At 64.3% G+C, this 23,973-nt stretch carries 16 protein-coding genes; 3 read left to right on the top strand and 13 right to left on the bottom strand.

Features of this window, described 5'->3' with window-relative positions:
* Positions 1-5 precede the first annotated feature (5 nt).
* A complete protein-coding gene (cyoB, locus tag ACZYGA_RS09985; RefSeq protein ID WP_479399064.1) occupies positions 6-2,015 on the bottom strand; it encodes a cytochrome o ubiquinol oxidase subunit I in 2,010 nt (669 codons plus the stop codon).
* Between the two features lie 3 nt (positions 2,016-2,018).
* A complete protein-coding gene (gene cyoA / locus ACZYGA_RS09980; protein WP_479399063.1) occupies positions 2,019-3,002 on the bottom strand; it encodes a ubiquinol oxidase subunit II in 984 nt (327 codons plus the stop codon).
* A gap of 1,380 nt (positions 3,003-4,382) precedes the next feature.
* Here cyoA and ACZYGA_RS09975 point away from each other — a divergent pair.
* Positions 4,383-5,021 (top strand): flavin reductase family protein, encoded by a 639-nt coding sequence (locus ACZYGA_RS09975; protein ID WP_271302393.1) that lies wholly within the window; start codon positions 4,383-4,385, stop codon positions 5,019-5,021.
* Between the two features lie 131 nt (positions 5,022-5,152).
* Here the strand turns inward: ACZYGA_RS09975 and ACZYGA_RS09970 are convergent, their stop codons facing one another.
* The 3 genes from ACZYGA_RS09970 to ACZYGA_RS09960 all read right to left on the bottom strand — a co-directional run bounded on the left by ACZYGA_RS09970 (position 5,153) and on the right by ACZYGA_RS09960 (position 10,416).
* On the bottom strand, positions 5,153-5,392 hold the full coding sequence (locus tag ACZYGA_RS09970; protein WP_077379069.1) for a hypothetical protein: 240 nt from the start codon (positions 5,390-5,392) through the stop codon (positions 5,153-5,155).
* 222 nt (positions 5,393-5,614) lie between these two features.
* Positions 5,615-8,647 (bottom strand): molybdopterin-dependent oxidoreductase, encoded by a 3,033-nt coding sequence (locus tag ACZYGA_RS09965; protein ID WP_479399061.1) that lies wholly within the window; start codon positions 8,645-8,647, stop codon positions 5,615-5,617.
* A complete protein-coding gene (locus tag ACZYGA_RS09960; RefSeq protein WP_479399059.1) occupies positions 8,644-10,416 on the bottom strand; it encodes an NADH-ubiquinone oxidoreductase-F iron-sulfur binding region domain-containing protein in 1,773 nt (590 codons plus the stop codon). Before ACZYGA_RS09960 ends, ACZYGA_RS09965 begins: the two co-directional genes overlap by 4 nt.
* Positions 10,417-10,851: 435 nt before the next feature.
* On the opposite strand from ACZYGA_RS09960, the gene ACZYGA_RS09955 reads away from it, so the two are divergent.
* Positions 10,852-12,441, top strand: coding sequence for a BCCT family transporter (locus tag ACZYGA_RS09955; protein WP_077379063.1), 1,590 nt, complete (start codon positions 10,852-10,854; stop codon positions 12,439-12,441).
* A gap of 97 nt (positions 12,442-12,538) precedes the next feature.
* Here the strand turns inward: ACZYGA_RS09955 and ACZYGA_RS09950 are convergent, their stop codons facing one another.
* Complete coding sequence (locus ACZYGA_RS09950; RefSeq protein ID WP_077379061.1) at positions 12,539-12,931, bottom strand: DUF4168 domain-containing protein; 393 nt, start codon at positions 12,929-12,931, stop codon at positions 12,539-12,541.
* Positions 12,932-13,371: 440 nt separating this feature from the next.
* Here ACZYGA_RS09950 and ACZYGA_RS09945 point away from each other — a divergent pair, with 440 nt between their 5' ends.
* The gene (locus ACZYGA_RS09945; protein WP_136939039.1) at positions 13,372-14,079 is read left to right on the top strand and encodes a DUF4174 domain-containing protein; all 708 of its coding nucleotides are present in this window, start codon (positions 13,372-13,374) and stop codon (positions 14,077-14,079) included.
* Positions 14,080-14,145: 66 nt separating this feature from the next.
* Here the strand turns inward: ACZYGA_RS09945 and ACZYGA_RS09940 are convergent, their stop codons facing one another.
* From ACZYGA_RS09940 to mtgA, 7 genes are all read right to left on the bottom strand, one after another.
* On the bottom strand, positions 14,146-15,075 hold the full coding sequence (locus ACZYGA_RS09940) for an electron transfer flavoprotein subunit beta (RefSeq protein ID WP_479399057.1): 930 nt from the start codon (positions 15,073-15,075) through the stop codon (positions 14,146-14,148).
* A 33-nt stretch (positions 15,076-15,108) separates the two neighbouring features.
* Positions 15,109-16,629: an FAD-binding protein gene (locus tag ACZYGA_RS09935; RefSeq protein WP_479399055.1), complete on the bottom strand. Its 1,521-nt coding sequence runs from the start codon at positions 16,627-16,629 to the stop codon at positions 15,109-15,111.
* Entirely contained in the window at positions 16,626-18,830 is a 2,205-nt protein-coding gene (locus ACZYGA_RS09930; protein ID WP_479399053.1) for a (Fe-S)-binding protein, read from the bottom strand. Before ACZYGA_RS09930 ends, ACZYGA_RS09935 begins: the two co-directional genes overlap by 4 nt.
* Positions 18,831-18,861: 31 nt before the next feature.
* Positions 18,862-20,940: a dimethylglycine demethylation protein DgcA gene (dgcA, locus tag ACZYGA_RS09925; protein WP_077379051.1), complete on the bottom strand. Its 2,079-nt coding sequence runs from the start codon at positions 20,938-20,940 to the stop codon at positions 18,862-18,864.
* Between the two features lie 307 nt (positions 20,941-21,247).
* Positions 21,248-21,784, bottom strand: coding sequence for a DUF5943 domain-containing protein (locus ACZYGA_RS09920; RefSeq protein ID WP_043333737.1), 537 nt, complete (start codon positions 21,782-21,784; stop codon positions 21,248-21,250).
* Between the two features lie 123 nt (positions 21,785-21,907).
* Entirely contained in the window at positions 21,908-22,918 is a 1,011-nt protein-coding gene (locus tag ACZYGA_RS09915; protein ID WP_279856141.1) for a dipeptidase, read from the bottom strand.
* 248 nt (positions 22,919-23,166) lie between these two features.
* A complete protein-coding gene (gene mtgA, locus ACZYGA_RS09910) occupies positions 23,167-23,928 on the bottom strand; it encodes a monofunctional biosynthetic peptidoglycan transglycosylase (protein ID WP_479399143.1) in 762 nt (253 codons plus the stop codon).
* Positions 23,929-23,973: the final 45 nt, after the last annotated feature.

The raw sequence follows: 23,973 nt of genomic DNA, 5'->3' as shown, positions 1-23,973 counted from the left end.
CATGATTACCCCTGAACCACTGTGTCGTTAGGTGTGCGGGCGCTGGGCAGGGCGCGACGCTCGCGACCCTCACGCTCGACACGCTCCACTTCCTCGACGGACACGTAGTAGTCGATGTCGTAGTTGAAGGAGCGCACGATGAAGGTAGCGATCATGCCGACCAGCCCGACCACGGCCATCCACCAGATGTGCCAGATCAGTGCGAAACCGAACACCAGGCTGAAGGCGGAGATGATGACGCCAGCAGCGGCGTTGCGCGGCATGTGGATCGGCGCATAAGGCTTCTTGGCCTCCTGCTCGATGCCACGTTCCTTCATTTCCCAGAACTCGTCGAGCTCGGAAACCTGCGGCTCGTGAGCGAAGTTGTAGAACGGTGCCGGTGAAGTGGTGCTCCACTCCAGGGTACGACCGCCCCAGATATCGCCAGTGGTGTCCTGCAGCTGCTTGCGGTCCTTGATGCTGACCGCGATCTGGATCACGGTGCACGCGATACCGATCAGGATCAGGACAGCACCGATGAAGGCGACGACCAGGTACGGCACCCACAGCGGGTTGTCGACGTGCTGCAGACGACGGGTCATGCCCATGAAGCCGAGGATGTACAGCGGCATGAAGGCGAGGTAGAAGCCAGTGATCCAGAACCAGAAGGAACGCTTGCCCCACTTCTCGCACAGCATGAAGCCGGTCGCTTTCGGGAACCAGTAGGTGATACCGGCCATCGCACCGAAGACCACGCCGCCGATGATGACGTTGTGGAAGTGGGCGATCAGGAACAGCGAGTTGTGCAGTACGTAGTTGGCGCCCGGAACGGCCAGCAGAACGCCGGTCATGCCACCGATGGTGAAGGTGACGATGAAGCCCAGGGTCCACAGTACCGGAGAGGTCATTTCGACGCGACCGCGGTACATGGTGAACAGCCAGTTGAAGATCTTCACACCTGTCGGGATCGAGATGATCATCGTCGCGATACCGAAGAAGGCGTTCACGTCAGCGCCGGCACCCATGGTGAAGTAGTGGTGCAGCCAGACGATGAACGACAGGACGGTGATGACGAGAGTCGCCCACACCAGCGAGGTGTAACCGAACAGCTTCTTCTTGGAGAAGGTGGCGATGACTTCGGAGAACACACCGAAGACCGGCAGCACCAGGATGTACACCTCAGGATGGCCCCAGGCCCAGATGAGGTTGACGTACATCATCATGTTTCCACCAAGGTCATTGGTGAAGAAGTGGAAGTCGAGGTAGCGATCGAGCGTCAGCATCGCGATGGTAGCGGTCAGAATCGGGAAGGCCGCGACGATCAGGACGTTGGCGCACAGTGCGGTCCAGGTGAAGACCGGCATCTTCATCAGGGACATGCCCGGCGCACGCATCTTGAGGATGGTGGCGATGAAGTTGACACCTGTCAGCAGGGTACCGACACCGGAGATCTGCAATGACCAGATCCAGTAATCCACCCCGACCCCGGGGCTGTAATTGGCCCCCGACAACGGCGGATAGGCCAGCCAGCCAGTCTTGGCGAACTCACCCAGACCCAGAGAGATGTTGACCAGCAGCGCGCCGACCACGAACAGCCAGAAGCTGAGCGAGTTCAGGAACGGGAAGGCCACGTCACGTGCGCCGATCTGCAGCGGCACGACAACGTTGATCAGACCGATGACCAGCGGCATCGCCACGAAGAAGATCATGATCACGCCGTGGGCAGTGAAGATCTGGTCGTAGTGATCCGGGGGCAGATAGCCCTGACCACCACTGGACGCCAGCATCTGCTGGGAACGCATCATGATCGCATCGGAGAAACCACGGATCAGCATCACCAACGCGACGATGATGTACATCATGCCGATCTTCTTGTGATCGACAGAGGTGAACCACTCATTCCACAGGTAGGCCCACTTTTTCTTTACCGTGATGAAGCCGACAAGGGCTGCACCACCGAGGATTACCGCCGCAAGCACGATCATGATGATCGGCTCGTGATACGGAATCGCCTCTAATGTGAGTTTTCCAAGCATTGCTTATTCCTCGGTTGCCATCGCAGATTCAGCGTGACCAGAAGCGTCATGATCGGACATGCCGTCTTCGGCGCTGTCGTGATGCATTCCACCCTTCTTCATGTGGCGCATCTGATCATCGCTCATGCCCAGCTCCATGCCGTCCATGTAGGGCGCCATGATCTGCTCATACAGGTTCGGCTTGACCTGACCATAGAAGGTCGGGGCGACGTCCTCGCTCGGCTCCTTGAGAGCGGCAAGACCAGCGTCATCCAGCACCTTGCTGCTGCCGCGTGCCTTCTCGATCCAGGCGTCGAAGTCGCCTTCGCTCATCACATGCGCCTTGAAGTGCATGTCGGCGAAGCCGGCGCCGCTATAGCTGGCAGAGATACCGTCGTAGGTACCCACTTCACTGCCGATCAGGTGCAGACGGTTTTCCATCCCCGCCATTGCATAGATCTGGCTACCGAGCTGCGGGACGAAGAACGAGTTCATCACCGTGTCGGATGTGATGTGGAAGCGAACCTGACGATCCACCGGCATGGCCAGTTCATTGACCGTCGCGATGCCCTGCTCCGGATAGATGAACAACCACTTCCAGTCCATGGACACGACCTGCACCTCGATCGGCTCACCGCCGTCGACGATCTCGGCACGCGGGTCCAGCTCATGCGTGCTCTTCCAGGTCAGGATGCCCAGCGCGAGGATGATCAGGCACGGAATGCCCCAGACCACGATCTCGATCTTGGTGGAATGCGCCCAGTTGGGCGTATAGGTCGCCTTGCTCTGCTTGGTATCGCGATAGCGCCAAGCAAACCACAGCGTCATGAAGATGACCGGGACAACGACCACGAGCATCAGGTAGGTAGCAGTCAGAATCAGCGACTTCTCGGATTCACCGATGGGTCCCTTGGGATCGAAGAGCACGGCATCACAGCCGGACAGCATCAACAATCCCGCGAGGATGGGGAGTCCCCGCAGAGCCCCCCGCATTAGGCTTTTTCTCATCTCACGACCTCGTTGGAACACGCCATGACGTCATGACGAGCCCACATGTGGAACACAGCGTTCGAAGAAATGACCAACAGGAAGCCGTCGATCGTTCGAACGAAATCAGAGGATTTCCCGCAGGCGGGGCACAGGATAGAGAAAAATCAGGGGGGCTGACTACGGGGCACACTGACGCAGGTAGTCGCACCTGCCGATCAATTTCCCCTCGCGCGCGCAGCCAATCACCATCGGGAGAGGACGATGCCCTCCCTCACGCGTTCGGGTTATGCCCTGACCACTGAACGAGGAACCTGACGAAGGCGTCAATCATGTTGACAGGCAACACGGCGTCACTTGGGCGACCAGACGCCAATCCGGTATTTCCTCCCTTCGAGGTGCCCTGACTCCTCCCGCCGACAAGGCTCTGGCCACCCCCGCATTGCGCGATGACCATTTCCCGACTCACGTGCCTTCCCAGGTCCACGAGCGACCGCCGAGCCCCCACGGGAAACGCCAACCCCAAGCACGACAAGAGCATAAAATTTCAACAAAACAATAAATACAGCAATATTCATCCAAAGAAGTGCGCGCAATGACACCCGCGCAAGGAGTGCCGCCTGGCAGAAACACCTCGTCACATCGAGACGCCTGACTGCCTGTCTACCGACGGACCGAGATCACCGACGTCTTTTTCACACTCTCAATTGCAAAAAATGCCGCACTTCGTTCCATTATAATTTCCCATCCTGCTCTGGAAATCGTGACGTAATTCTCCTTATATTGATTCACCATGACATTTTTCATTCCCGCACGAATGGATGAAATCGTTGTCACAATCCAGCGACTTCGTCCTCATCATTTGTTCATATTCAGTCTTTTTTCATCAGATGACGCCTCGCGCCATTTCATAAAAAATTTACAAATAAATACCAAATAGACACCAATTGGATACAAAAACACCACACAAGTGCCAGCCAAGTCTCTGAAAAGTCCTGCGGAGCCACCAGGCCTGAAGACCGTGATGGCATCTCAGGAACCATGTTTCAGCATCAGGTCAAGGGATGCGACAATTGACCACACCAGAAATGTCACCAATGATCTTTCTGATTTTTCACTTTCCTTTTCCCATACAGACTATCCTCCCGAATCATTGATACACATGTCGCGGCGCAACGAGACTTGGAGGTTTGTTCCTGCAGGGACACGCGCTATCCTGCTGTTCACCCCCTTGCCGCAAGGGAGCAGGCGGCATGTCGAGACGAGATTCGAGACCCTGATGCAGCGCCGCTGGGCGATCACGAGCCCTGCCTTCTCGACGCCGCTTCTCGACGTCGAACCTCGCTTGCGCATCGCCCTCCCCTGCCAGGGGCACCTGTCTACCCGATGGAGCAGCGCCCGATGACGACTGACCAGCCCCCCTCCGCCAGCAATGCCCTGCTCGACGCCGACCAGCTGCCCGCCAGCATTCTCTATCGGCTGTTCTCGGGCAGCATCGCGCCGCGACCCATTGCCTGGGTCTCGACGATCGATGCCGCCGGCAATGCCAATCTGGCGCCGTTCTCGTTCTTCACCGTGGCAAGCGTCAATCCACCGGTGCTGGCCTTCAGCCCGCTGCGCAACGGCGAAGGGCGTACCAAGGACACTCTCGACAACCTCGGACAGGTGGCGGAATGTGTCATCCATATCGGGGGCGAGGCCATGAGCGAGGCACTCAATCTCACCAGTGCCAGCCTCGCGGCCAGCGAGGATGAATTCGCCCACGCCGGCTTGAACAAGCTAGCCATGCCGCCGCTGCAGGTCCCCCGCGTGGACGGCGCGCCGATCGCCTTCGGTTGCCGACTCCGCGACATCATCCATCTGGGAGACCAGCCCCTGTCCGGCTCACTGGTGCTCGCCGAGGTCGTGGTGGTCCATGCAGACCCCGAGGTCTGGGATGGCCGCCATGTCGACAACGAGGTGCTGCGCGCCATCGGGCGCATGGCCGGCAGCGATTATGCGCGCACCGACAGTCTCTTCAGCCTTGAGCGACCTGCCTGATCAGCCTTGAGCGGGCCGAAACGCAGAGCGGGCCTGTCTGATGACAGGCCCGCTCAAGATGCTCTCGTGACTCTGGTGACTCACCTATCCCGCAATCGCAGCCCCAGAGGCTTGACGGTGGCGGGGAAGCTTCAGCGCAACCCCGGCAGCAGGTACTTGTCGAGTGCCTGACGCACCGAAGGCAGCAGGATATCGGAGTGCATCACCAGCTCGCGCACCAGCTCCTGCAAGCCGGGCACCCCGACTTCCACATGCTTTCTCAACGCCATGCGCGCACAGGTGTCCGCGCAGGCATGTTCGGAAATCTGCACGCCCAGTGCCACCAGCCGCTCACGAAAGTCTTCGTGATCAATCAGCTCCACGATCATCATCGTCATTCTCCTTGCTCGCTGACGGCGGGCATTGTCATTGGTATTGACCCACTCTGTTCTGAGCATGGCCCTTCTGAGGATAGCCGAAACGTGCGGCGGGCTGTCTCCGACATTCTGGTCAGACCGAGGCACGCCCTGCGTATCCGCCAGCGCCACTGCCATAGGCATTTGCGCCAGACGTGCCCTGTCCTTTCCTTTCCCTCCTCTCACCTCCCCTCGCGTTCAGGTGTCCAGACTGGCCGAAGCAGATTCGGCTCTGGCCAGGCGGCAGGCGGCGTACTTGAACTCGGGGATCTTGCCCACCGGGTCCAGCGCCGGATTGGTCAGCAGGTTGGCGGCGGCCTCGGCGTAGCAGAATGGCACGAAGACCATGCCGGCCGGCGTCAGCGGGTCCGCGCGGGTGGCCAGCGTGATCTGACCGCGCCGCGTGGTGATCGAGAGCGCCTCCCCCGCCGCGATCCCCAGTCGCTCCAGCTCGACGGGGTTGAGCGTGGCCACGGCGGCAGGTTCCAGACTGTCGAGCACGTACGCGCGGCGCGTCATCGAGCCGGTATGCCAGTGCTCCAGCTGACGGCCGGTGGTCAGTACCGTCGGATAGTCGTCATCCAGCGTCTCATCCGGCGGCGTGGGCCAGGTCGGCACGAAGCGGGCCCGACCGCTGGCGCGCGGGAAGCCTTCGCCGAACACCACATCCTCACCCTCGCCTCCCGGCGTCAGGCACGGGTAGGTCACCGAGTTCTCCTCGGACAGCCGCGCCCAGTCGATGTTGTCGAGGGAATCCATGCCCTGCTGCATCTCGGCATAGATCTCCTGCGGCCCGGCGTAATCCCAGGCAAGCCCCATGCGCCGCGCCAGCTGCTGGGTGATCCACCAGTCCGGCTTGGCCTCGCCCGGGGCGCGCAGTGCCGCCCGTCCGCGCTGCACCTGGCGATTGGTGTTGGTGACGCTGCCGTCCTTCTCCGGCCAGGCGTACGAGGGCAGCACCACATCGGCGAACTGTGCCGTCTCGGTGACGAAGATGTCCTGCACCACCAGATGCTCCAGATGCGCCAGCGCGCTGCGCGCGTGATCGAGATCCGGGTCCGACATCGCAGGATTCTCGCCGAGGATGTACATGCCGCGAATCTGATCGGCATGGATGGCGTGCATGATCTCCACCACCGTCAGGCCCGGTGTGGCCGAGAGCGGCGTATCCCACAGCGCTTCCAGTCGCGCGCGCGCCGCCGTGTCACCCACCGGCTGATAATCCGGGAAGACCATCGGAATCATCCCGGCATCCGAGGCGCCCTGGACATTGTTCTGCCCGCGCAGCGGGTGCAGGCCGGTGCCCTCCCGCCCGACATGGCCACACACCAGCGCCAGCGCGATCAGACAGCGGGCATTGTCGGTGCCGTGGGTGTGCTGCGAGATCCCCATGCCCCAGAAGATCATCGCGCGCTCGGCCGTCGCGTACTCACGGGCCACGGCACGAATCTCCTCGGCCGTCACGCCGCACAGCGGCGACATCGCCTCCGGCGTCAATGCCGTGACGTGCTCGGCCAGGGCGGCGAAGTCCTCGGTATGCGCCTCGATATAGGCCTGATTGGCCAGCCCTTCGGTGATGATGACGTTGAGCATGGCATTGAACAGCGCCACGTCCGCCCCCGGCGTGAACTGGATCGAGCGATGCGCATGACGCCGCAGCGCCAGCGCGCGCGGGTCGATCACCACGATGCGCGTGCCTCGCCTGGCGGCGCGCTTGAAGAAGGTGGCGGCCACCGGATGATTGACGCCCGGGTTGCAGCCGGTCAGCACGATGAGGTCGGACTGCTCGGCCTGCATGAAGGAGGCGCTCACGCCGCCCGAGCCAACGCCTTCCATCAGCGCCGCCACTGAACTTGCATGACACAGCCGCGTGCAGTGATCGACATGATTGGAGCCGAAGCCGGTGCGCACCAGCTTCTGGAACAGCCACGCCTCCTCGTTGGTGCACTTGGCGCTGCCGAAGCCCGCCAGGCTATCGGGGCCATGCGTTCGCTTGAGGCGCATGAGCCCCTCGGCCGCGACCTCGAGGGCCTCGTCCCAGCTGGCCTCACGGAAGTGGGTCAGCGGGTGGGCGGGGTCAAAGTTCGCATCCAGCCCCTTGGCCACGCCGTCACGGCGGATCAGAGGGCGAATCAGGCGCTCCGGATGACGCGGATAATCGAAGCCGAAGCGTCCCTTCACGCACAGGCGTCCGTGATTGGAGGGGCCATCACGACCACTGACCGCGATGATGTTGTCGAGCCGCGCATCCGCGACCGGCTGACGGTGGCTGGTCGCTTCGCGAGTGATCGCGTCTGAGGGCGCACTGAGCTGTCGGACATCCGCCAGCGTTGCGGCCTGCTGGCCTTCGCCGACCAACGCCTCGCCGCTGCCCCGACTGACCTGATACTCCAGCTGACAGCCCACGCCGCAGTACGGGCAGACGGAGGCGACGCGCGCATCGACGGCGGCGCTGTCGCCATGACCTTGCTCATCCACCTGGGCGGCGGGCATCAGGGCGCCGGTCGGACAGGCCTGCACGCACTCGCCGCAGGCGACGCAGGTGCTGTCGCCCATCGGGTCCTCGAGATCGAACACGATGCGCGTATTGCTGCCACGCCCCGCCAGCCCGATCACGTCATTGACCTGCACCTCGCGACAGGCGCGTACGCACAGGCCGCAGCTGATGCAGGCGTCATGATTGACCGCCATCGCGGCATGGGAGTGATCGAGAGCGCTGGCCGGCGTCGGCAGCCACTCTTCAGCCGTATCCCCCAGCCACTCGCGGACCGTCTCGCGGGCGCCGCCCAGCGTCTCGCGAGCACGCCCGACATCCACCGCCAGCAGCTCGGCCATCGCCATGAAGTGGCTGCTGACATCGGGGTTATGGGCCTCGGCTGGCATGTCGGCGGCGAGCAGCTCCACCACCATCGCGCGCGCCGCACCCGCCCGCTCAGAACTGGCACTGCGCACCACCATGCCCGCCCGCGCCTCGCGGATGCAGCTGGCAGCGAGGGTGCGCTCGCCGTCGATCTCGACCATGCAGGCGCGACAGTTGCCATCGCCGCGATACTCCGGCGCTTCGCTGTAGCAGAGGTGGGGAATCGTCTCGCCGGCACGCCTGGCGATCGTCCATAGCGTCTCGCCGGGATAGGCCGTCACCTCGGCACCATCCAGCGTGATGGTGAAGCCATCCTCGCGCAGCGGCTGATCATCCGAAGCCGAGTTGCCGAGTCCTGTCAACGCGTTCATGCCTCACCTCCCGTGGCGTCAGCCGGATGGCTTGCCTGGCTCGTGGCGATCAAGCGCACCCCGCTGCTGGCGAGGGTCTCCCGGAAGTCCTTGAGCAGGCCGAGTACCGGATTGGGCGCGGCCTGACCCAGCCCGCAGATCGAGGCGTCCATCATCACCTGCGACAAGCGCGTCAGCAGCGTCTCATCCCACTCATCGCCGCTCAGCGCCGCCAGCATCTGGCGCGTGCCGACGCGGCACGGCGTGCACTGGCCGCAGGACTCGTCCATGAAGAAGCTCATCAGATTGCGTGCCACCGCCGCCAGGTCATCCTGGTCCGACAGCACCACCACCGCGGCCGAGCCGATGAAGCAGCCATGGGCCTGCAGGGTGTCGAAGTCCAGCGGCAGGTCCGCCTTGCTGGCCGGCAGAATGCCGCCGGAGGCCCCACCGGGCAGATAGGCCCGCAGGCGATGGCCCTCGGCCATGCCGCCGCCGTATTCCTCGACCAGCTCATTGAGCGTGATGCCGGCCGGTGCCAGGTACATGCCCGGGCGTCTGACGCGCCCGGAGAGCGAGAAGCTGCGCAGCCCCTGACGCCCCTGGCGTCCGGCTGCCACGTATGGCGCGTGCCCTTCGCGATGGAGCCGCGCGATCCAGTAGACCGTCTCGACGTTGTTGACCAGGGTCGGGCGTCCGAACAGCCCGCACTGGGCCACGAAGGGCGGACGCTGGCGCGGCTTGCCGGGCTTGCCTTCCAGCGACTCGATCAGTGCCGATTCCTCGCCGCAGATATAGGCCCCGGCGCCACGCCGCAGATGGATGAAGCCGGGCGCGACGAGGCCTGCGGCTTCCAGCTCCGCGATGCACTCGCGCAGCACGTCATTCAGGGTCGGGTACTCGTCGCGCAGGTAAAGGTAGAGCGCCTCGGCCTCGATGGCATGCGCACTGGCCAGCGCGCCCTCGAGGAAGGTATGCGGCTCACGCTCCAGGTAGCAACGGTCCTTGAAGGTGCCGGGCTCGCCCTCATCGGCATTGATCACGCAATAGCGCGGCCCTGCCTCGGCACGCACGAAGCCCCACTTGCGAAACGTCGGGAAGCCCGCTCCGCCCAGGCCACGCAGACCGGCCTGTTCGATCATCTGCGCCAGGTCATCGATGCTGACCTCACCGCCCTCCAGCGCGGCGAGCAGCCCATAGCCGCCACTGGCGCGATATTCCGCCAGCCGCGGATAGTCGAGACTCGCGGCCGGCGCGGCATGCACATGGCCCTCGGCGATCGCCGCCGTGACGCCTTCCACGCTGGCATGGCCGAGATGGCAATGCCCGACCTCCGCCACCGGCGCACTGTCGCAGCGCCCCATGCAGGGTGCCCGCAGCACGCGCACCTGTGCGGGGTCCAGACCCGAGGCGAGGCCTGCGCGCAGGGCCTCGGAGCCGGCCAGCTGACAGGACAGCGAATCACAGACGCGCACGGTCAGTGCCGCAGGCGGCATCTCGCCATCGCGCACCACGGTGAAATGGGCATAGAAGGTGGCCGTCTCGTAGACCTCGGCCATCGGCAGGCGCATCCACTCGGCCAGCGCACGCAGATGGGGCAGCGTCAGGTAGCCGACCTCATCATTGAGCACGTGAAGATATTCGAGCAGAAGGTCACGCTGCGCCGGGGCATCACCCAGCAGGCGCTGCACCTCGGCCCAGGCTTCGGCATCCAGCGGGCGGCCGCGCAACTGGCTGCGCGAACGGCGACGAGCGACGGGGGTCGGCTCGGTCAGGGTCTCAGGCGTCATGGCGGCACCACATTGTTATCGTTATGAACTGGCGGATCGTGCGGTCGAGACAACGGCCTGGCTGGACCGTGGACGCGTCTGCGTGAAGGTGGACGCTGTCCGGCAGGTCCGTCACGCCGGGCAGGTTCCTTCACTGTAGATCGCAATCTACAAAGCGGGCAGAGCCGCGACAACCGCCTCCCCCGCCGAATCGCCTCGCATGTCAGTCACGCACATGTCGGCGTCGTATCCAGCTAACTCGCCCTCGCCCAGCCCTCACACAATCACCGAGGCCCGGCGGCGACCTGTCCCGCAGTCAGACTCGCCACCGCGCTCCGGATTGCCACTCCACCCCCTTCCCTCATCGCAGCCACGGGAGACACCCGCGACAACGCCTCGACTCGCCCCACCCGCCCTGCTCGGATGGCGACACCAATAACAACATGAGGTCACCACATGTCATCGAATCCGTATGACACGGACTACGAGATCGGCCAGGACAATGTCCAGGTCATGGGTCTCGATGTGCATAACCCCGTCTTCGCGATCAGCGCCGTGCTGATCGTCAGCTTCATCCTGTTTGCCATCGTCTTCCCCGCGGGCGCGGAAAGTGCCCTGGGCGGCGCCAAGGCCTGGTCCATCGCACATGGCGACTGGCTGTTCATGCTGGCCGGCAACCTCTTCGTGCTGTTCTGCCTGCTGCTGATCGTGCATCCGGTGGGCAAGCTGCGCCTGGGCGGCCAGAAGGCGACTCCCGAGTTCTCGACGCATTCGTGGTTCGCGATGCTGTTTGCCGCCGGCATGGGCATCGGTCTGATGTTCTGGAGCGTCGCCGAGCCGGTGGCCTATTACACCGACTGGTACGGCACGCCGCTGAATGCGCCTGCCGGCACGCCGGAGGGCGCACGCGCCGCGCTGGGTGCCACCATGTATCACTGGGGCCTGCATCCCTGGGCCATCTACGCCGTGGTGGGCCTGTCGCTGGCCTTCTTCACCTACAACAAGGGCCTGCCGCTGACCATCCGCTCGGCGTTCTACCCGATACTCGGTGAGCGCACCTGGGGCTGGATGGGGCATGTCGTCGACATTCTGGCCGTGCTGGCGACCATCTTCGGGCTGGCGACGTCGCTGGGGCTGGGCTCCGCTCAGGCGGCCTCGGGGCTGGATTACCTGTTCGGCATCGGCGATGGCCTGCCGACCCAGATCGCGATCATCATCCTGGTGACCCTGGTCGCCATCTACTCGGTCAGTCGTGGCCTGGACGGCGGGGTGAAGCTGCTCTCCAACATCAACATGATCATCGCCGCCGTGCTGATCATCTTCATCCTCATCTTCGGGCCGACACTGGCCATCCTCACGGGACTTGGCACCACGACACTCAGCTATGTGCAATACCTGCTGCCGCTGTCCAACTGGATCGATCGCCCGGACGAGAGCTGGTTCCACGGCTGGACCGTCTTCTACTGGGCGTGGTGGATTTCCTGGTCGCCGTTCGTCGGCATGTTCATCGCGCGTGTCTCGCGCGGCCGCACGGTGCGCGAATTCGTCACCGCCGTGCTGCTGGTACCGACACTCGTCACCATCGTGTGGATGTCCGTCTTCGGGGGCACGGCGCTGGAACAGGCCATCAATGGGGTCGGCGCGCTGGCCAATGGCATCGATTCCGTGTCACTGGCCATGTTCCAGATGCTCGACAACCTGCCGCTGTCCGGCGTGGCGTCCTTCATCGCCATCCTGCTGGTGCTGGTGTTCTTCGTCACGTCCTCGGATTCCGGCTCCCTGGTGATCGACTCGATCACTGCCGGCGGCAAGGTGGATGCGCCGGTCAGCCAGCGAGTCTTCTGGGCGGCGATGGAGGGACTGATTGCCGGTGCCCTGCTGTACGGCGGAGGAAGTGCCGCACTCGGCTCATTGCAAGCCGGTGCCATCGCGACAGGCTTGCCGTTCACGCTGGTACTGCTGGTGATGTGCTATTCGCTGTTCCGTGGTCTGATGCAGGAAAGGAAGGCGCAGGACGCGCTCGCCCGACCGGTCACCGGCGCCTGACATGCGGCGCTGACGGATCATGAGCACAAAAAAACGCCGCCCCCGGCAACCGGGGGCGGCGTCTTCATTGGATGACCCGAACGTCATCCAGGCAAGATCAGGAGTTTTCCTGAGCCAGCTTCTGCACCTTCTTCATCAGGTCCGGGTTGTTCTGCACCGCTTGACCGATGGAGTTGAAGGTCGCGACTTCCAGACCGGAGTCCTCGACCGCGCTGACCATCTCGTCATTGGCTTCCTGACGGACGCTCTGCTTTTCGGTCTCGTCGTCAGCTTCCTGCAGCTTGCCGGCGAAATCCTGGGAAATGCGTGCGATCTCCTGGGAGGCAGCAGCGAACTGTTCCAACTGCGCATCGCTGAAGTCACCGGCCTGAGCCTGTGTCGCCTGAGCAGGAGCCTGACCCTGGGCCGGTGCGTCAGCAGCGAACGCCGGCGCAGACATCATGCCCGCAGAGATCAGGGCAGCCGTCATGTATGCAGTCATCCGTTTCATTGCAACCTCCAGTCATTCATTGATCATCAAAAAGTGATTACACCAACTCAGACGGACACCACGGCCGGATGTTCAATCTTTCGTGTAACTGTTTGAAAAACATTCGGATAACTCTGGATACAACTGTCGCAAACGAGCAACGCAAAGACCACCAAGCCCCGCATGGCAGGCCTCCTGCGAGCTGGACACCCATACAAGCACCGAGTTGCCCGAGAAAGATCATGCAGACACTTTCCCTCATCTGGCAGCCATCCTGTCAGACAGCAGGCGTCATGTCCGTGCAGTTACCGCTGATATATCGCCCCGTGCAGTACCACACAAACCGCCTGCACAAGGTCGGCAAACTGGTGCAGACTGACATAACCTGACATCAGGCCCCTGCGTTGCGGTCCCATGCCGGACTGTCCTGCATTCTTGCCCCACGCCGCCGGAGGACTGTCATGTCCCGATATACGCCGTCTTCGCCCTCGCGCCGCTCGCTGCCGCGCCACATCGCTGTCCGGGCAGCATTCGCCCGAGGAGTGAGTCTGTGCCTGCTGGCCGGACTGTTCACGAGTCTCCCCGCCCAGGCCCTCAGCCTGCTGGATGAGAATCCGCAGCTGAATGCGCCCGCCGAGACTTCCGCAGGTGCGCCGCCACCGCCCTCTCCACCAGACACGGTAGACACCACCATGACCGCCGCCAACGTCGACCCCGCCGCCAACCCGCTGCTGGGCGAGACCTGGAACCGTCGCTCGCTGGTACTGGTCGCGCCGGATGAACAGGACCGTGAGCTGGAACGCCAGCGCGATGAGCTGCGCGCCACGCGTGGCGAGATGCAGCAGCGCGATGTCACGCTCTATACGCTGATGGGCACGCGCGGCATCCACGATGGCGTGCCGATGAGCTTCGAGGAGGTTCGCGCCCTGCGTGATGCCATGCAGCTGCGCGAGGGCGCGCCCTTCACCGTCATCCTGATCGGCAAGGACGGTGGCAAGAAGATGCAGCTGGAGGGGTTCGTCGCACCGGACCAGATCTATCAGGTGATCGACAGCATGCCGATGCGCCAGCGCGAAGCCGGCGAGGCCACCCGTCAGACCTCCTCGGGCAGCGAGGAACATACCTCGCCCGCGCCGTTGGATGACGAGGATTGGCAGTGGGATGAATGACACGCCTGAACGACGAAACGCCCCTGCCAGCCGAGCTGACAGGGGCGTTTTCATGTCTGCGCAGCTTCAGCGCAGCACGCCTTCCTCGCGCAGCAGCTTGAGGATTTCCGCTGCGCCCTCCTCGGCACTCACGCCTTCCAGACGCTTGCCGCTCCCCCCTTCGGCCTTGGCGGCCGCGGCCTTGAAGCGGTCCCGCGCGCTGGTCGCCTTGATGCGCTTCAAGCGCTTGGGTCGCTTGCGAGCCGGCGCGATGGCAAAGGTTTCCGCCACCGCGTCATGGGCAAGCTCGCCGCTGGCCAGTGAGGCAAGTTCACCGCGCCGCGCCTGCGCGAAGGCCGACTGACGCGCTGCCGGCGCGGCGGCATCGACGCTGACAAGTGCCGGCAGCTTCACCCGCAGTCGCCGCCGCTGGCCACGCGGCAGGGCTTGCAAGGCGGTGAGATGCGCGCCATCGCAGCTCTCGATCGCGACGATACCCTCCACCAGCGGCCAGCCGAGGCTCTCCGCCAGCAGATGCGGCAGCAGGCCACTGCCCTCGCCGGTCTCACTCTGGCCACCGCACACCACCAGCTGCGGTGCCGCCTGCTTGAGGCGCGTCACCAGCAGCGGCCAGACATCGATGACCGGTTGATCGGCAGCCGCCGCCTGCGGATCGACAGCCGTGAGCGACGGATCGACAGCCGTGAGCGGTTCAGCTTGAAGAGAGTCAGGCGTCACCAGCGTCAACGACTCCAGCCCCATGCCCAGATAGCCACGCAGCGCCTGGTCCTGCTCGCTGCCAGGCGCGATCTTGCTGCCACTGGCGTGCCAGGCGCTGAGGCTGACGGCACCGGGTGCCGACTGGCGCTCCAATGCCAGACACAGCTCCAGGGCGCGGGCGTCCTGCTCGGCGCGCCGCAGACGCCCCGAGACCGGGTGCTGCCCCAGCGATACCAGACTCACGACCTCAAGCGGTTCCGAGGCCTGCTGCGCAATGGACGAATGATCTGCCTTCATGTCCTTCTCCTTTCTCCTGTCGCAGGCGCGAGTTCAGGCCGCGTCGGCGGCAAGCGTGGCGGATGACGGGTTGGAGGACGGGTTGGAGGACATGGCGGGCGCAGTAGACGACTGACCCGCCGCCGAGGCACCACCTGCCGCCTGGGCGTCACCACCGGCACCGCGTTCGGCTTCGAGCTGCTGACAGAGACTGGCGAGGATCGCCCCGGCATCGCCGATCACCGACAGATCCGCGCGCTTGACCATGTCACAGCCGCCATCGAGATTGATCGCCACCACCTTGTCGCAGCGCTGGATGCCCTGCAGATGCTGGATGGCCCCCGAGATGCCCACCGCCACGTACACCCGCGCCGTCACCCAGGTACCGGTGGCGCCGACCTGACGGGCACGCGGCATGAAGCCGTCATCCACCGCCACCCGCGAGGCGCCTTCGGTGGCCCCCAGCAGGCTGGCGGCACGGTGGAAGCCATCCCAATCGCGAATGCCGTTGCCCGCCGAGAGAATGAATTCCGCCTCGCCCAGCGCGATTGCGGAGGGATCGACGGCCACCGGGCCCAGATCCTCGATCACGTCTGGTATGGCGCGCGCGGTGCTGTCCGCCTCCCACTCGAGCGGCAGCGCGGCGTGGCGCACATCTTCCACCGGCTCGGCGCATTCCGCCTCGCACAGCAGGATACGGGTCAGCGGACGGGTCAGGTCCTGCTGACCATTGCCGCTGCGCCCGGTGACGTTCACCTCGGCAAGCTCGCCACGCCCGATGGCGGCAAGCTCACCCTCGAGCTGATAGACATTGCCGCTGGGCCGCGCCAGCGCATCGCCCTGGCACAGCAGACGCGCACCGAGCCGCCGGCCGCGTTCACCACCACCAGTGCGGGATTCCGGCAGCAACCACAGCCGTGGTGCCAGCTTGCCATCGATGGCCTCAAGCTCCGCCAGCTGGGCCAGCGGCGCGTAACCATCGTGGACACTGTCGGCAAAGTGCAGCCAGCGATCGGCACCTGCCGCACCGAGTCCGACACTGTCGGCGGCGTCACCCTCCTCGCGCAAGGTGCCGAAGGTGACGGCCAGCACCGCCCCCAGATGGGCGGGGTCGGCATCGGCGATCTGACGCGCCAGCCCCAGCACATCGCGGTCGTGACTCGAGAGTCGCCCGCCGGTCATGTCCGGCACCACCGCGATCAGGAAGGCGGGTGATACGATCTCGACCAGCGGCAGCACGCGCGCCTTGGCAACGACGGCGGCCTGACCGGTACCTGCCGCGACAGGCCCGGAGCGGCCACTGCGATCGATGCGTTTGCGGCCATTGGCGGCGATGAAGTGGCCGACGTGGGGATTGCGACGCATCACGCCCTTCGGGCCCATCCAGCGTTCCTGAGGAGTGGCCGCGCCTCGGCCCAGCGCCTGCAGCGCGCTGAGATGCTGCGGGTGCAGACGATTGCGTGCCTGCTGCTCCAGGCGCGGGTCACGGCGTGGCAGTGGCTCGCGCTCGGATGCGTGTGGATGCTCTGATGGGTGTGGATGCTCGGTTGCTTGTGGATCGACGGGGATCGTCATGCCGCCACCTCCGCGTCAGTGGGCTGCGTGGTCGACGTCGCCAAGCCCTGCGTGGACAAGCCCTGAGTGGACGCATCCGCTACCAGCGCCCGCGCCATCAGCTCCGCCAGATCCAGCACCTGGGGTTCGGCTTCACCAGCCGGCGCCACCACGCCTTCCAGCATCGCGGTGCACTGCGGGCAGCCCACCGCCACTACCTCGGCGCCGGTCTCGCGCACGTCACCCATGCGCATGTCGGGGATACGCTGCTTGCCGGGAATATCCGTCACCGGCGCACCACCGCCGCCACCACAGCAGCGTGAGCGGAAGCCGGAGCGCTGCATCTCGCGCACTTCAAGACCCAGCGCCGCCAGCAAGGTGCGCGGCGCCTCGAATTCCCCGTTGTAGCGACCCAGATAGCAGGGGTCATGCCAGGTGACCGAGCCGAGCGTGGCCAGCTTGCTGGCATCCAGACTCAGACGTCCCGCCGCCAGCAGCTCGTGCATGTAGCTGGTGTGGTGATTGACGAGGTAGTCGCCACCGAAGGCGACATATTCACGTCCCAGCACATGGAAGCTGTGTGGATCGCAGGTGATGATGCGCGCGAAGCGGTACTTCGACAGGGTGGCGATATTGCGGGTGGCCAGCGACTGGAAGGTCGCCTCGTCACCCAGACGGCGTGCCACGTCGCCACTGTCACGCTCCTCGGCACCGAGGATGGCGAAATCGACCCTGGCCGCGCGCAGCACCTGCACGAAGGCGCGCAGCGTGCGCTGGTTGCGCATGTCGAAGGCACCATCGCCCAGCCACAGCAGCGCTTCCACCGGACGTGGATCACGCGCCGCTTCCCGAGCGGCCTGCAGCTCGGCGATGCGCGGCAGGTCGAGATCCGCCGCCCAGTGCAGACGCGCCTCGAGCGCAAAGCCGCCCGGGTTGTCGGTGGCGATCAGGTTGTCGAGCACCTCGACGCCCTTGCCCGGGGTCGCGCCCTGCTCCAACGTCATGTGGCGCCGCATGTCGACGATGGCATCGACGTGCTCGATCATCATCGGGCACTCCTCGACGCAGGCGCGACAGGTGGTGCAGGCCCACAGGGTTTCCGGCTCGACCAGTACCGTGAATTCGTGGATCAGCTTGTCGGCGTCTGCCGGCTTGCCCGCAGCGCCCGGCGCCGCCTTGATCTGGATCGGCCCGGATGATGCTGCCTGACCTGCCGGGCGAGCATGCGGAGAGGCCCCGACGATGGCCTGCTGCGGGCCACCGCCATGCTGGCCGGGCGCGCGCTTCGGCTCATCGCCCGGATAGGGCGAACCGGCGTAGGCGGCGTCACTGCCCCCCGCCATGCCCACCACCATGTCCTGGATCAGCTTCTTGGGATTGAGCGGCTGACCGGCCGCGAACGCCGGACACACCGCTTCACAGCGCCCGCATTGCACGCAGGCATCGAAGCCCAGCAGCTGACGCCAGTTGAAGTCGGCAGGCTTGCCGACGCCCAGCGGTGCCTCGGGATTGGAAAGATCCAGCGGCAGCAGCGCGCTGTCGCGGATGCCGGCACTGTCACGGGTGCTGAAACGCGCCGGACGCCGATGGAAGGCCAGATGCAGCGCGCCCGCGAAGGCATGCTTCATCGGCCCGGTGATGCGCGAGCCGCCACCGGTCATGCCGACGATCATCTCGAGCAGCCCCCAGGCGATCCCCGCCACCAGCACCAGCCCGAGGATACCGCCGGAGATCATGCCGCCGACGCCTTCCGGCAGCACCAGTGACAGACTCATCACGAACAGACTGGCAGAGAACACCAGCAGGCTTTTTGGCAGACGCATCCACGGACCACGCGACAGGCGCGCCGGCGGGTCGAGACGACGACGACGCACGAACAGCGCACCAGCGAACATCGCGCCACTGGCCAGCAGCAGCAGCCCCCCCAGCAGCGCGGAGTCGATGCCGAAGCCGTAGACCACCACCATCAGCAGCGCCGCGGCCACGAAACCACCGCCGGTGGCGACGTGGGTATTGGCCATGTAGCGGTCCCGCGCGACCACGTGGTGCAGGTCCACCCCGTAGCGGCGCGGCACCTTGGCCAGGCTCGCGATCAGCTCACCCAAACTCATCGACGTGGCATTCGCCCGCCCCTGGCGCCACAGGCCGATGCGCTTGACCGCACCGATGGCGGCCAGCGCCAAGGCGGCGAAGATCAACACCGACAACACTGTTTCGTTCATAGCAAACCTCCCACCGATGTGTCAGACGCGATCAGAAATCCTTGCACAGGCGCAGGGCGTCATAGATGGCGGCGTGGGTGTTGCGCGGTGCATTGCAGTCGCCGAGACGGAACAGCAGGTAATCATCCCCGTCGGTGGCCTGACTCAGGCACGGCTGCGGCTTGATGGCGTAGAGCGACTCGACGTCGATCTGGCCCTTGTTGAGCGAGCCGTCCTTGAAGGCGTAGTAGAGCGCTTCATCGGGGCGCACGCCGTTCTCGACCACGATCTGGTCGACGACGCGTTCTTCCAGCGTGCCGGTGTATTCATTCTCGAGCACCGCCACCAGCCCCTCGCCTTCGCGGTAGACCTCATGCAGCACCATGTCGGAGGTCATCACGACTTCCTTGGCATACAGGCTGCGGTAATAGGTCGGGAAGGTGGTGCCGCCGACCGCCGCCCCCGGCTTGATGTCATCGGTGACGATCTCGACCCTGGCGCCCTTGGTGGCCAGATAATCGGCCACCGAGACACCGGAGAATTCGCAGATGCTGTCGTAGATCAGCACGTTGCTGCCCGGCGCGACACGCCCGTCCAGCACGTCCCAGGAAGAGACGATCAGGCTCTTGGCCGGGTCTTCGTCGTAGCCCCAGGATTCGAACTGCTCCATGAACGGACGGCCGCCCACCGCCAGGATCACCACGTCAGCGCGCAGGTCACGGATGGTCGCTTCATCGGCGCGGGTGCCCAGGCGCAGGTCGACCTTCAGACGTGCCAGCTCCAGCTGATACCAGCGCGTGATACCGGCGATCTGGTCACGCTGCGGCGCCTTGGAAGCCGTGGTGATCTGGCCACCCAGCTCTTCCTTCGCCTCGAAGAGCGTCACGGCATGGCCACGCTCGGCACACACGCGGGCCGCCTCCATGCCGGCCGGACCGCCGCCGACAATGACGACCTTGCGCACCGGGCCGCTGGTCTTCTCGATCTCGTGCGGCAGGCCCATGTATTCGCGTGACGTCGCGGCATTCTGGATGCACAGCACATCCAGGCCCTGGTACTGGCGGTCGATGCAGTAGTTGGCACCGACGCACTGCTTGATCTGGTCGAGCTGGCCCATCTTGATCTTGGCGATGATGTGCGGGTCGGCGATGTGCGCGCGGGTCATGCCGACCATGTCGACATAGCCGCCTTCCAGAATGCGCTCGGCCTGATTGGGGTCCTTGATGTTCTGGGCGTGGATCACCGGAATCTTGACCACTTCCTTGATGCCGGAGGCCAGGTGCAGAAAGGGTTCCGGCGGGTAGGACATGTTGGGAATGACGTTGGCGAGGCTGTTGTGGGTATCACAGCCGGAGCCGATCACGCCGAAGAAGTCGAGCAGGCCGGTGGCGTCGTAATAGGCGGCGATCTGCTTCATGTCGTCATGCGACAGGCCATCGGGATGGAATTCATCACCACAGATACGCATGCCGACCACGAAGTCATCACCGACTTCGGCACGCACCGCCTTGAGCACTTCGATACCGAACTTCATGCGGCCCTCGAAGCTGCCACCCCATTCATCGGTACGCTTGTTGACGCGCGGGCTCCAGAACTGGTCGATCAGGTGCTGGTGCACGGCGGACAGCTCGACGCCATCCAGACCGCCTTCCTTGGCACGCCGCGCCGCCTGGGCGAAGTCGGCGATGATGCGCTGGATCTCTTCCACCTCGATGGTCTTGCAGGTGGAGCGGTGCACCGGCTCGCGGATGCCGGACGGTGACATCAGCGAGGTCCAGTCGAAACCGTCCCAGCGTGAGCGACGGCCCATGTGGGTAATCTGGATCATGATCTTGCCACCATGCTTGTGCACGGCATCGGCCAGATTCTGGAAATGCGGAATGATGCGGTCGGTCGACAGATTGACGGAGCTCCACCAGCCCTGCGGGCTGTCGATGGAGACCACCGAGGAGCCACCACAGATGCACAGGCCACACCCGCCCTTGGCCTTCTCTTCGTAGTAGCGCACGTAGCGCTCGGTGGTCATGCCGCCATCGGTGGCATACACCTCGGCATGGGCGGTACTGACGACGCGGTTGCGGATGGTCAGCTTGCCGATCTCGATCGGCTGGAAGAGTGCGTCGAATGCCATGGTGAAAGCTCCTCGCCGGGGAGAATGCCACCTTCTTCAGCGACGACTGTCACTCCGGGTGGGAGTGAGTCAGGACTCGAGCATGCAAGCATGCAGGTCAGGCGTCATGCGTGTCAGGGAAGGCGGCATTCAGGCGTTGCGTTGTCGTTGTTGTGTAGTAGGTATCGAGTGATATCGAGCAGTGTCGTGAAGCGCCAACGGGGCCAGAGGCTGATCCTGAAGGCAGCGAATCGGCTGACATGCTCGATTCGCTGCACGTGTCCTGCGCGGCGCTGCGATAACGCCAAGAGTGGCTGATCCGAAAACGTCACACTGTTCCGGGAGCGACCTCGAAATACCCCACATCACAGCCTTCCTCACCACCGCTCTGGGTCTGGACGGCGACGGTGCGCAGCTCGCTGCCACGCGCGGCCAGAATCTGGTCCATCGCGCCGGCGAACCAGCCGGTGAACATGTACTCAAGCTTTGTGCCGGTCTTGCCCTGCTGATAGACGAAGCAGGAGTGCTCCAGGCGCACCTTGCAGGTACCGCGCTCCAGATCGATCTCCTCGGTGATGAACAGGCCCCAGCCGCGCTGCGACAGACGCTTCATGTAGTGCTCGAAGACTTCCACCCCGACCAGGCCGTGCAGCTCGGCTTCCTTCTCGCACCAGTGCCAGGCGCTCTTGTAGCCGGCGTGGTAGAGAATCTCGGCGTACTTCTCCACGCCCAGCGCCTCTTCCACCGCGACATGGTTGTTGATGAAGAAGTGACGCGGCACGTACAGCATCGGCAGTGCGTCGGAGGTCCAGACGCCGGTCTCGCTATCCACCTCGATCGGCAGTTCAGGGGCCATCTTGCTCATGTCGGTGTCCTCAAAAGGGGCTGAAAGGGAGATGCAAAAGAGAGTTCAAGAAAGAGATCAGGAGAGAGATCACGAAAGTGCGATCAAGAAAGAGCGAACCAGAAAAGGCCCAGGCAGGCAGACTCAGCCGCCCCAGACGTTTTCCAGCGTGCGCAGCCAGTTCTCGCCCATGATCTTGCGCACCTGATGCTCGCTCATGCCGCGACGCAGCAGCGCCTCGGTCAGATTGGGGAACTCGCCGATGGTGCGGATGCCTTCCGGATTGACGATCTTGCCGAAGTTGGTGAGACGACGGGCGTAGCCCTTGTCGTGGGTCAGCCACTCGAAGAAGTCCTGACCGTGCCCCTGGGTGAAATCGGTGCCGATGCCGATGGCATCCTCGCCGACCAGGTTCATCACGTATTCGATGGCCTCAACGTAGTCATCGACGGTGGCGTTGACGCCGGCCCGGAGGAAGGGGGTGAACATGGTGACGCCGACGAATCCGCCGTGTTCGGCGATGAAGCGCAGCTCGGCATCGGACTTGTTGCGCGGGTGGTCCTTGAGACCGGCCGGCGCGCAGTGGGAGTAACAGACAGGGACCTTGGATTCGAGGATGACTTCCTCGGAGGTCTTCGAGCCGACGTGGGAGAGATCACACATCACGCCGACGCGGTTCATCTCGGCGACCATCTCGCGCCCGAAGCCGGACAGGCCGCCATCGCGCTCGTAACAGCCGGTACCGACCAGATTCTGGGTGTTGTAGCACATCTGCACGATGCCCACGCCGAGCTGCTTGAAGACATCGACATAGCCGATCTGGTCTTCATAGGCGTTGGCATTCTGGAAGCCGTAGATGATGCCGGTCTTGCCCGCGGCCTTGGCGGCGCGGATGTCGGCGGCGGTGCGCGCCACGCAGACCAGGTCACTGCTCTCGGCGATCAGCTGGTTGCTCTTGACGATGTTGTTGACGGTCGCCTGGAAGCCTTCCCAGACCGAGACGGTGCAGTTGGCCGCGGTCAGACCGCCCTTGCGCATGTCCTCGAACAGCTCGCGCTGCCACTTGGCGATCACCAGACCATCGATGACGATGCTGTCATCGTGCAGGGCGCGGGCCGCATCGGACCCACCGAAGGAGGAGGAGAATTCGGACATCATGTCGCTCCGGCGCTGGGCAGGCGGCTCTGGAAGTCAGGTCACTGCCCGTACCCGGCGGACAGGGTCTGCCGGAACACGATCTCCAGCAGGCTGTGCCAGCATAGTCCTGCCCTCTTCCCCCTCTGACGCCAGATGCGACGCGTGGCTACCGAATCGCGTCAGGACTGTCGTTTCTGAAACGACGACGCCCCGACTCGAGAGAGCCGGGGCGTCGTGGGACAGCCGAGGGTGTAGCGTCACGCCGCTCAGTGCGCGGGGGACAGCTCCTTCAGCGAAGGCAGCAGGTCCCAGCTCAACCAGCCACGCGGCTGTTCCAGCCGCTTGAGATAGCCCATGCCGAGATTGTTCATCTGGCGCCGTGTCCAGCTGGCACGCCGCTGGATATAGGCCGAGGGCTTGCCGGCATTGAAGCGGATCGGATTGGGCAGTACCGCCGCCAGCAGGCTGGCCTGGTAGGCGGACAGGCTGGCGGCATCGGTATTGAAGTGATGCTCGGCCGCGGCCTCGACACCGAACACCCCCGGCCCCCACTCGGCGACGTTCAGATAGACCTCGAGAATGCGCTCCTTGGGCCAGATCACCTCGATCAGGATGGTGAACCAGACCTCCAGCCCCTTGCGCACCCAGCTGCGCCCGTTCCACAGGAAGACATTCTTGGCGGTCTGCTGGCTGATGGTACTGGCGCCACGCAGACGCTCACCGGCCAGGCGCGCATCGATGGCCTTGACGATCTGATCGACATCGAAGCCGTAGTGATCGGGAAATTTCTGGTCTTCCGAGGCGATCACCGCCAGCCGGGCATTGCGGGAAATCTCCTCCATCGGCACCCAGTCATGCTGGAGCGCCATCGGCGCCCCCGAGACCAGACTGTAGCCCCACTTCTCCAGCATCACCATCGACACCGGCAATGGCACGAAGCGCAGCAACACCACCAGGCCGATGCAGGCGACCATCCAGCAGCCCAGCACCTTGATCGCCCATGTCGCCAGCCAGCGCAGACGCTCCATCGGGCGCATCTTCACGGACGCCGCCGGCCTGCGTGTCGCGCCGCG

Source organism: Cobetia sp. BL01, from assembly GCF_056493605.1.
This window is presented reverse-complemented; position numbering and strand designations above follow the sequence as displayed.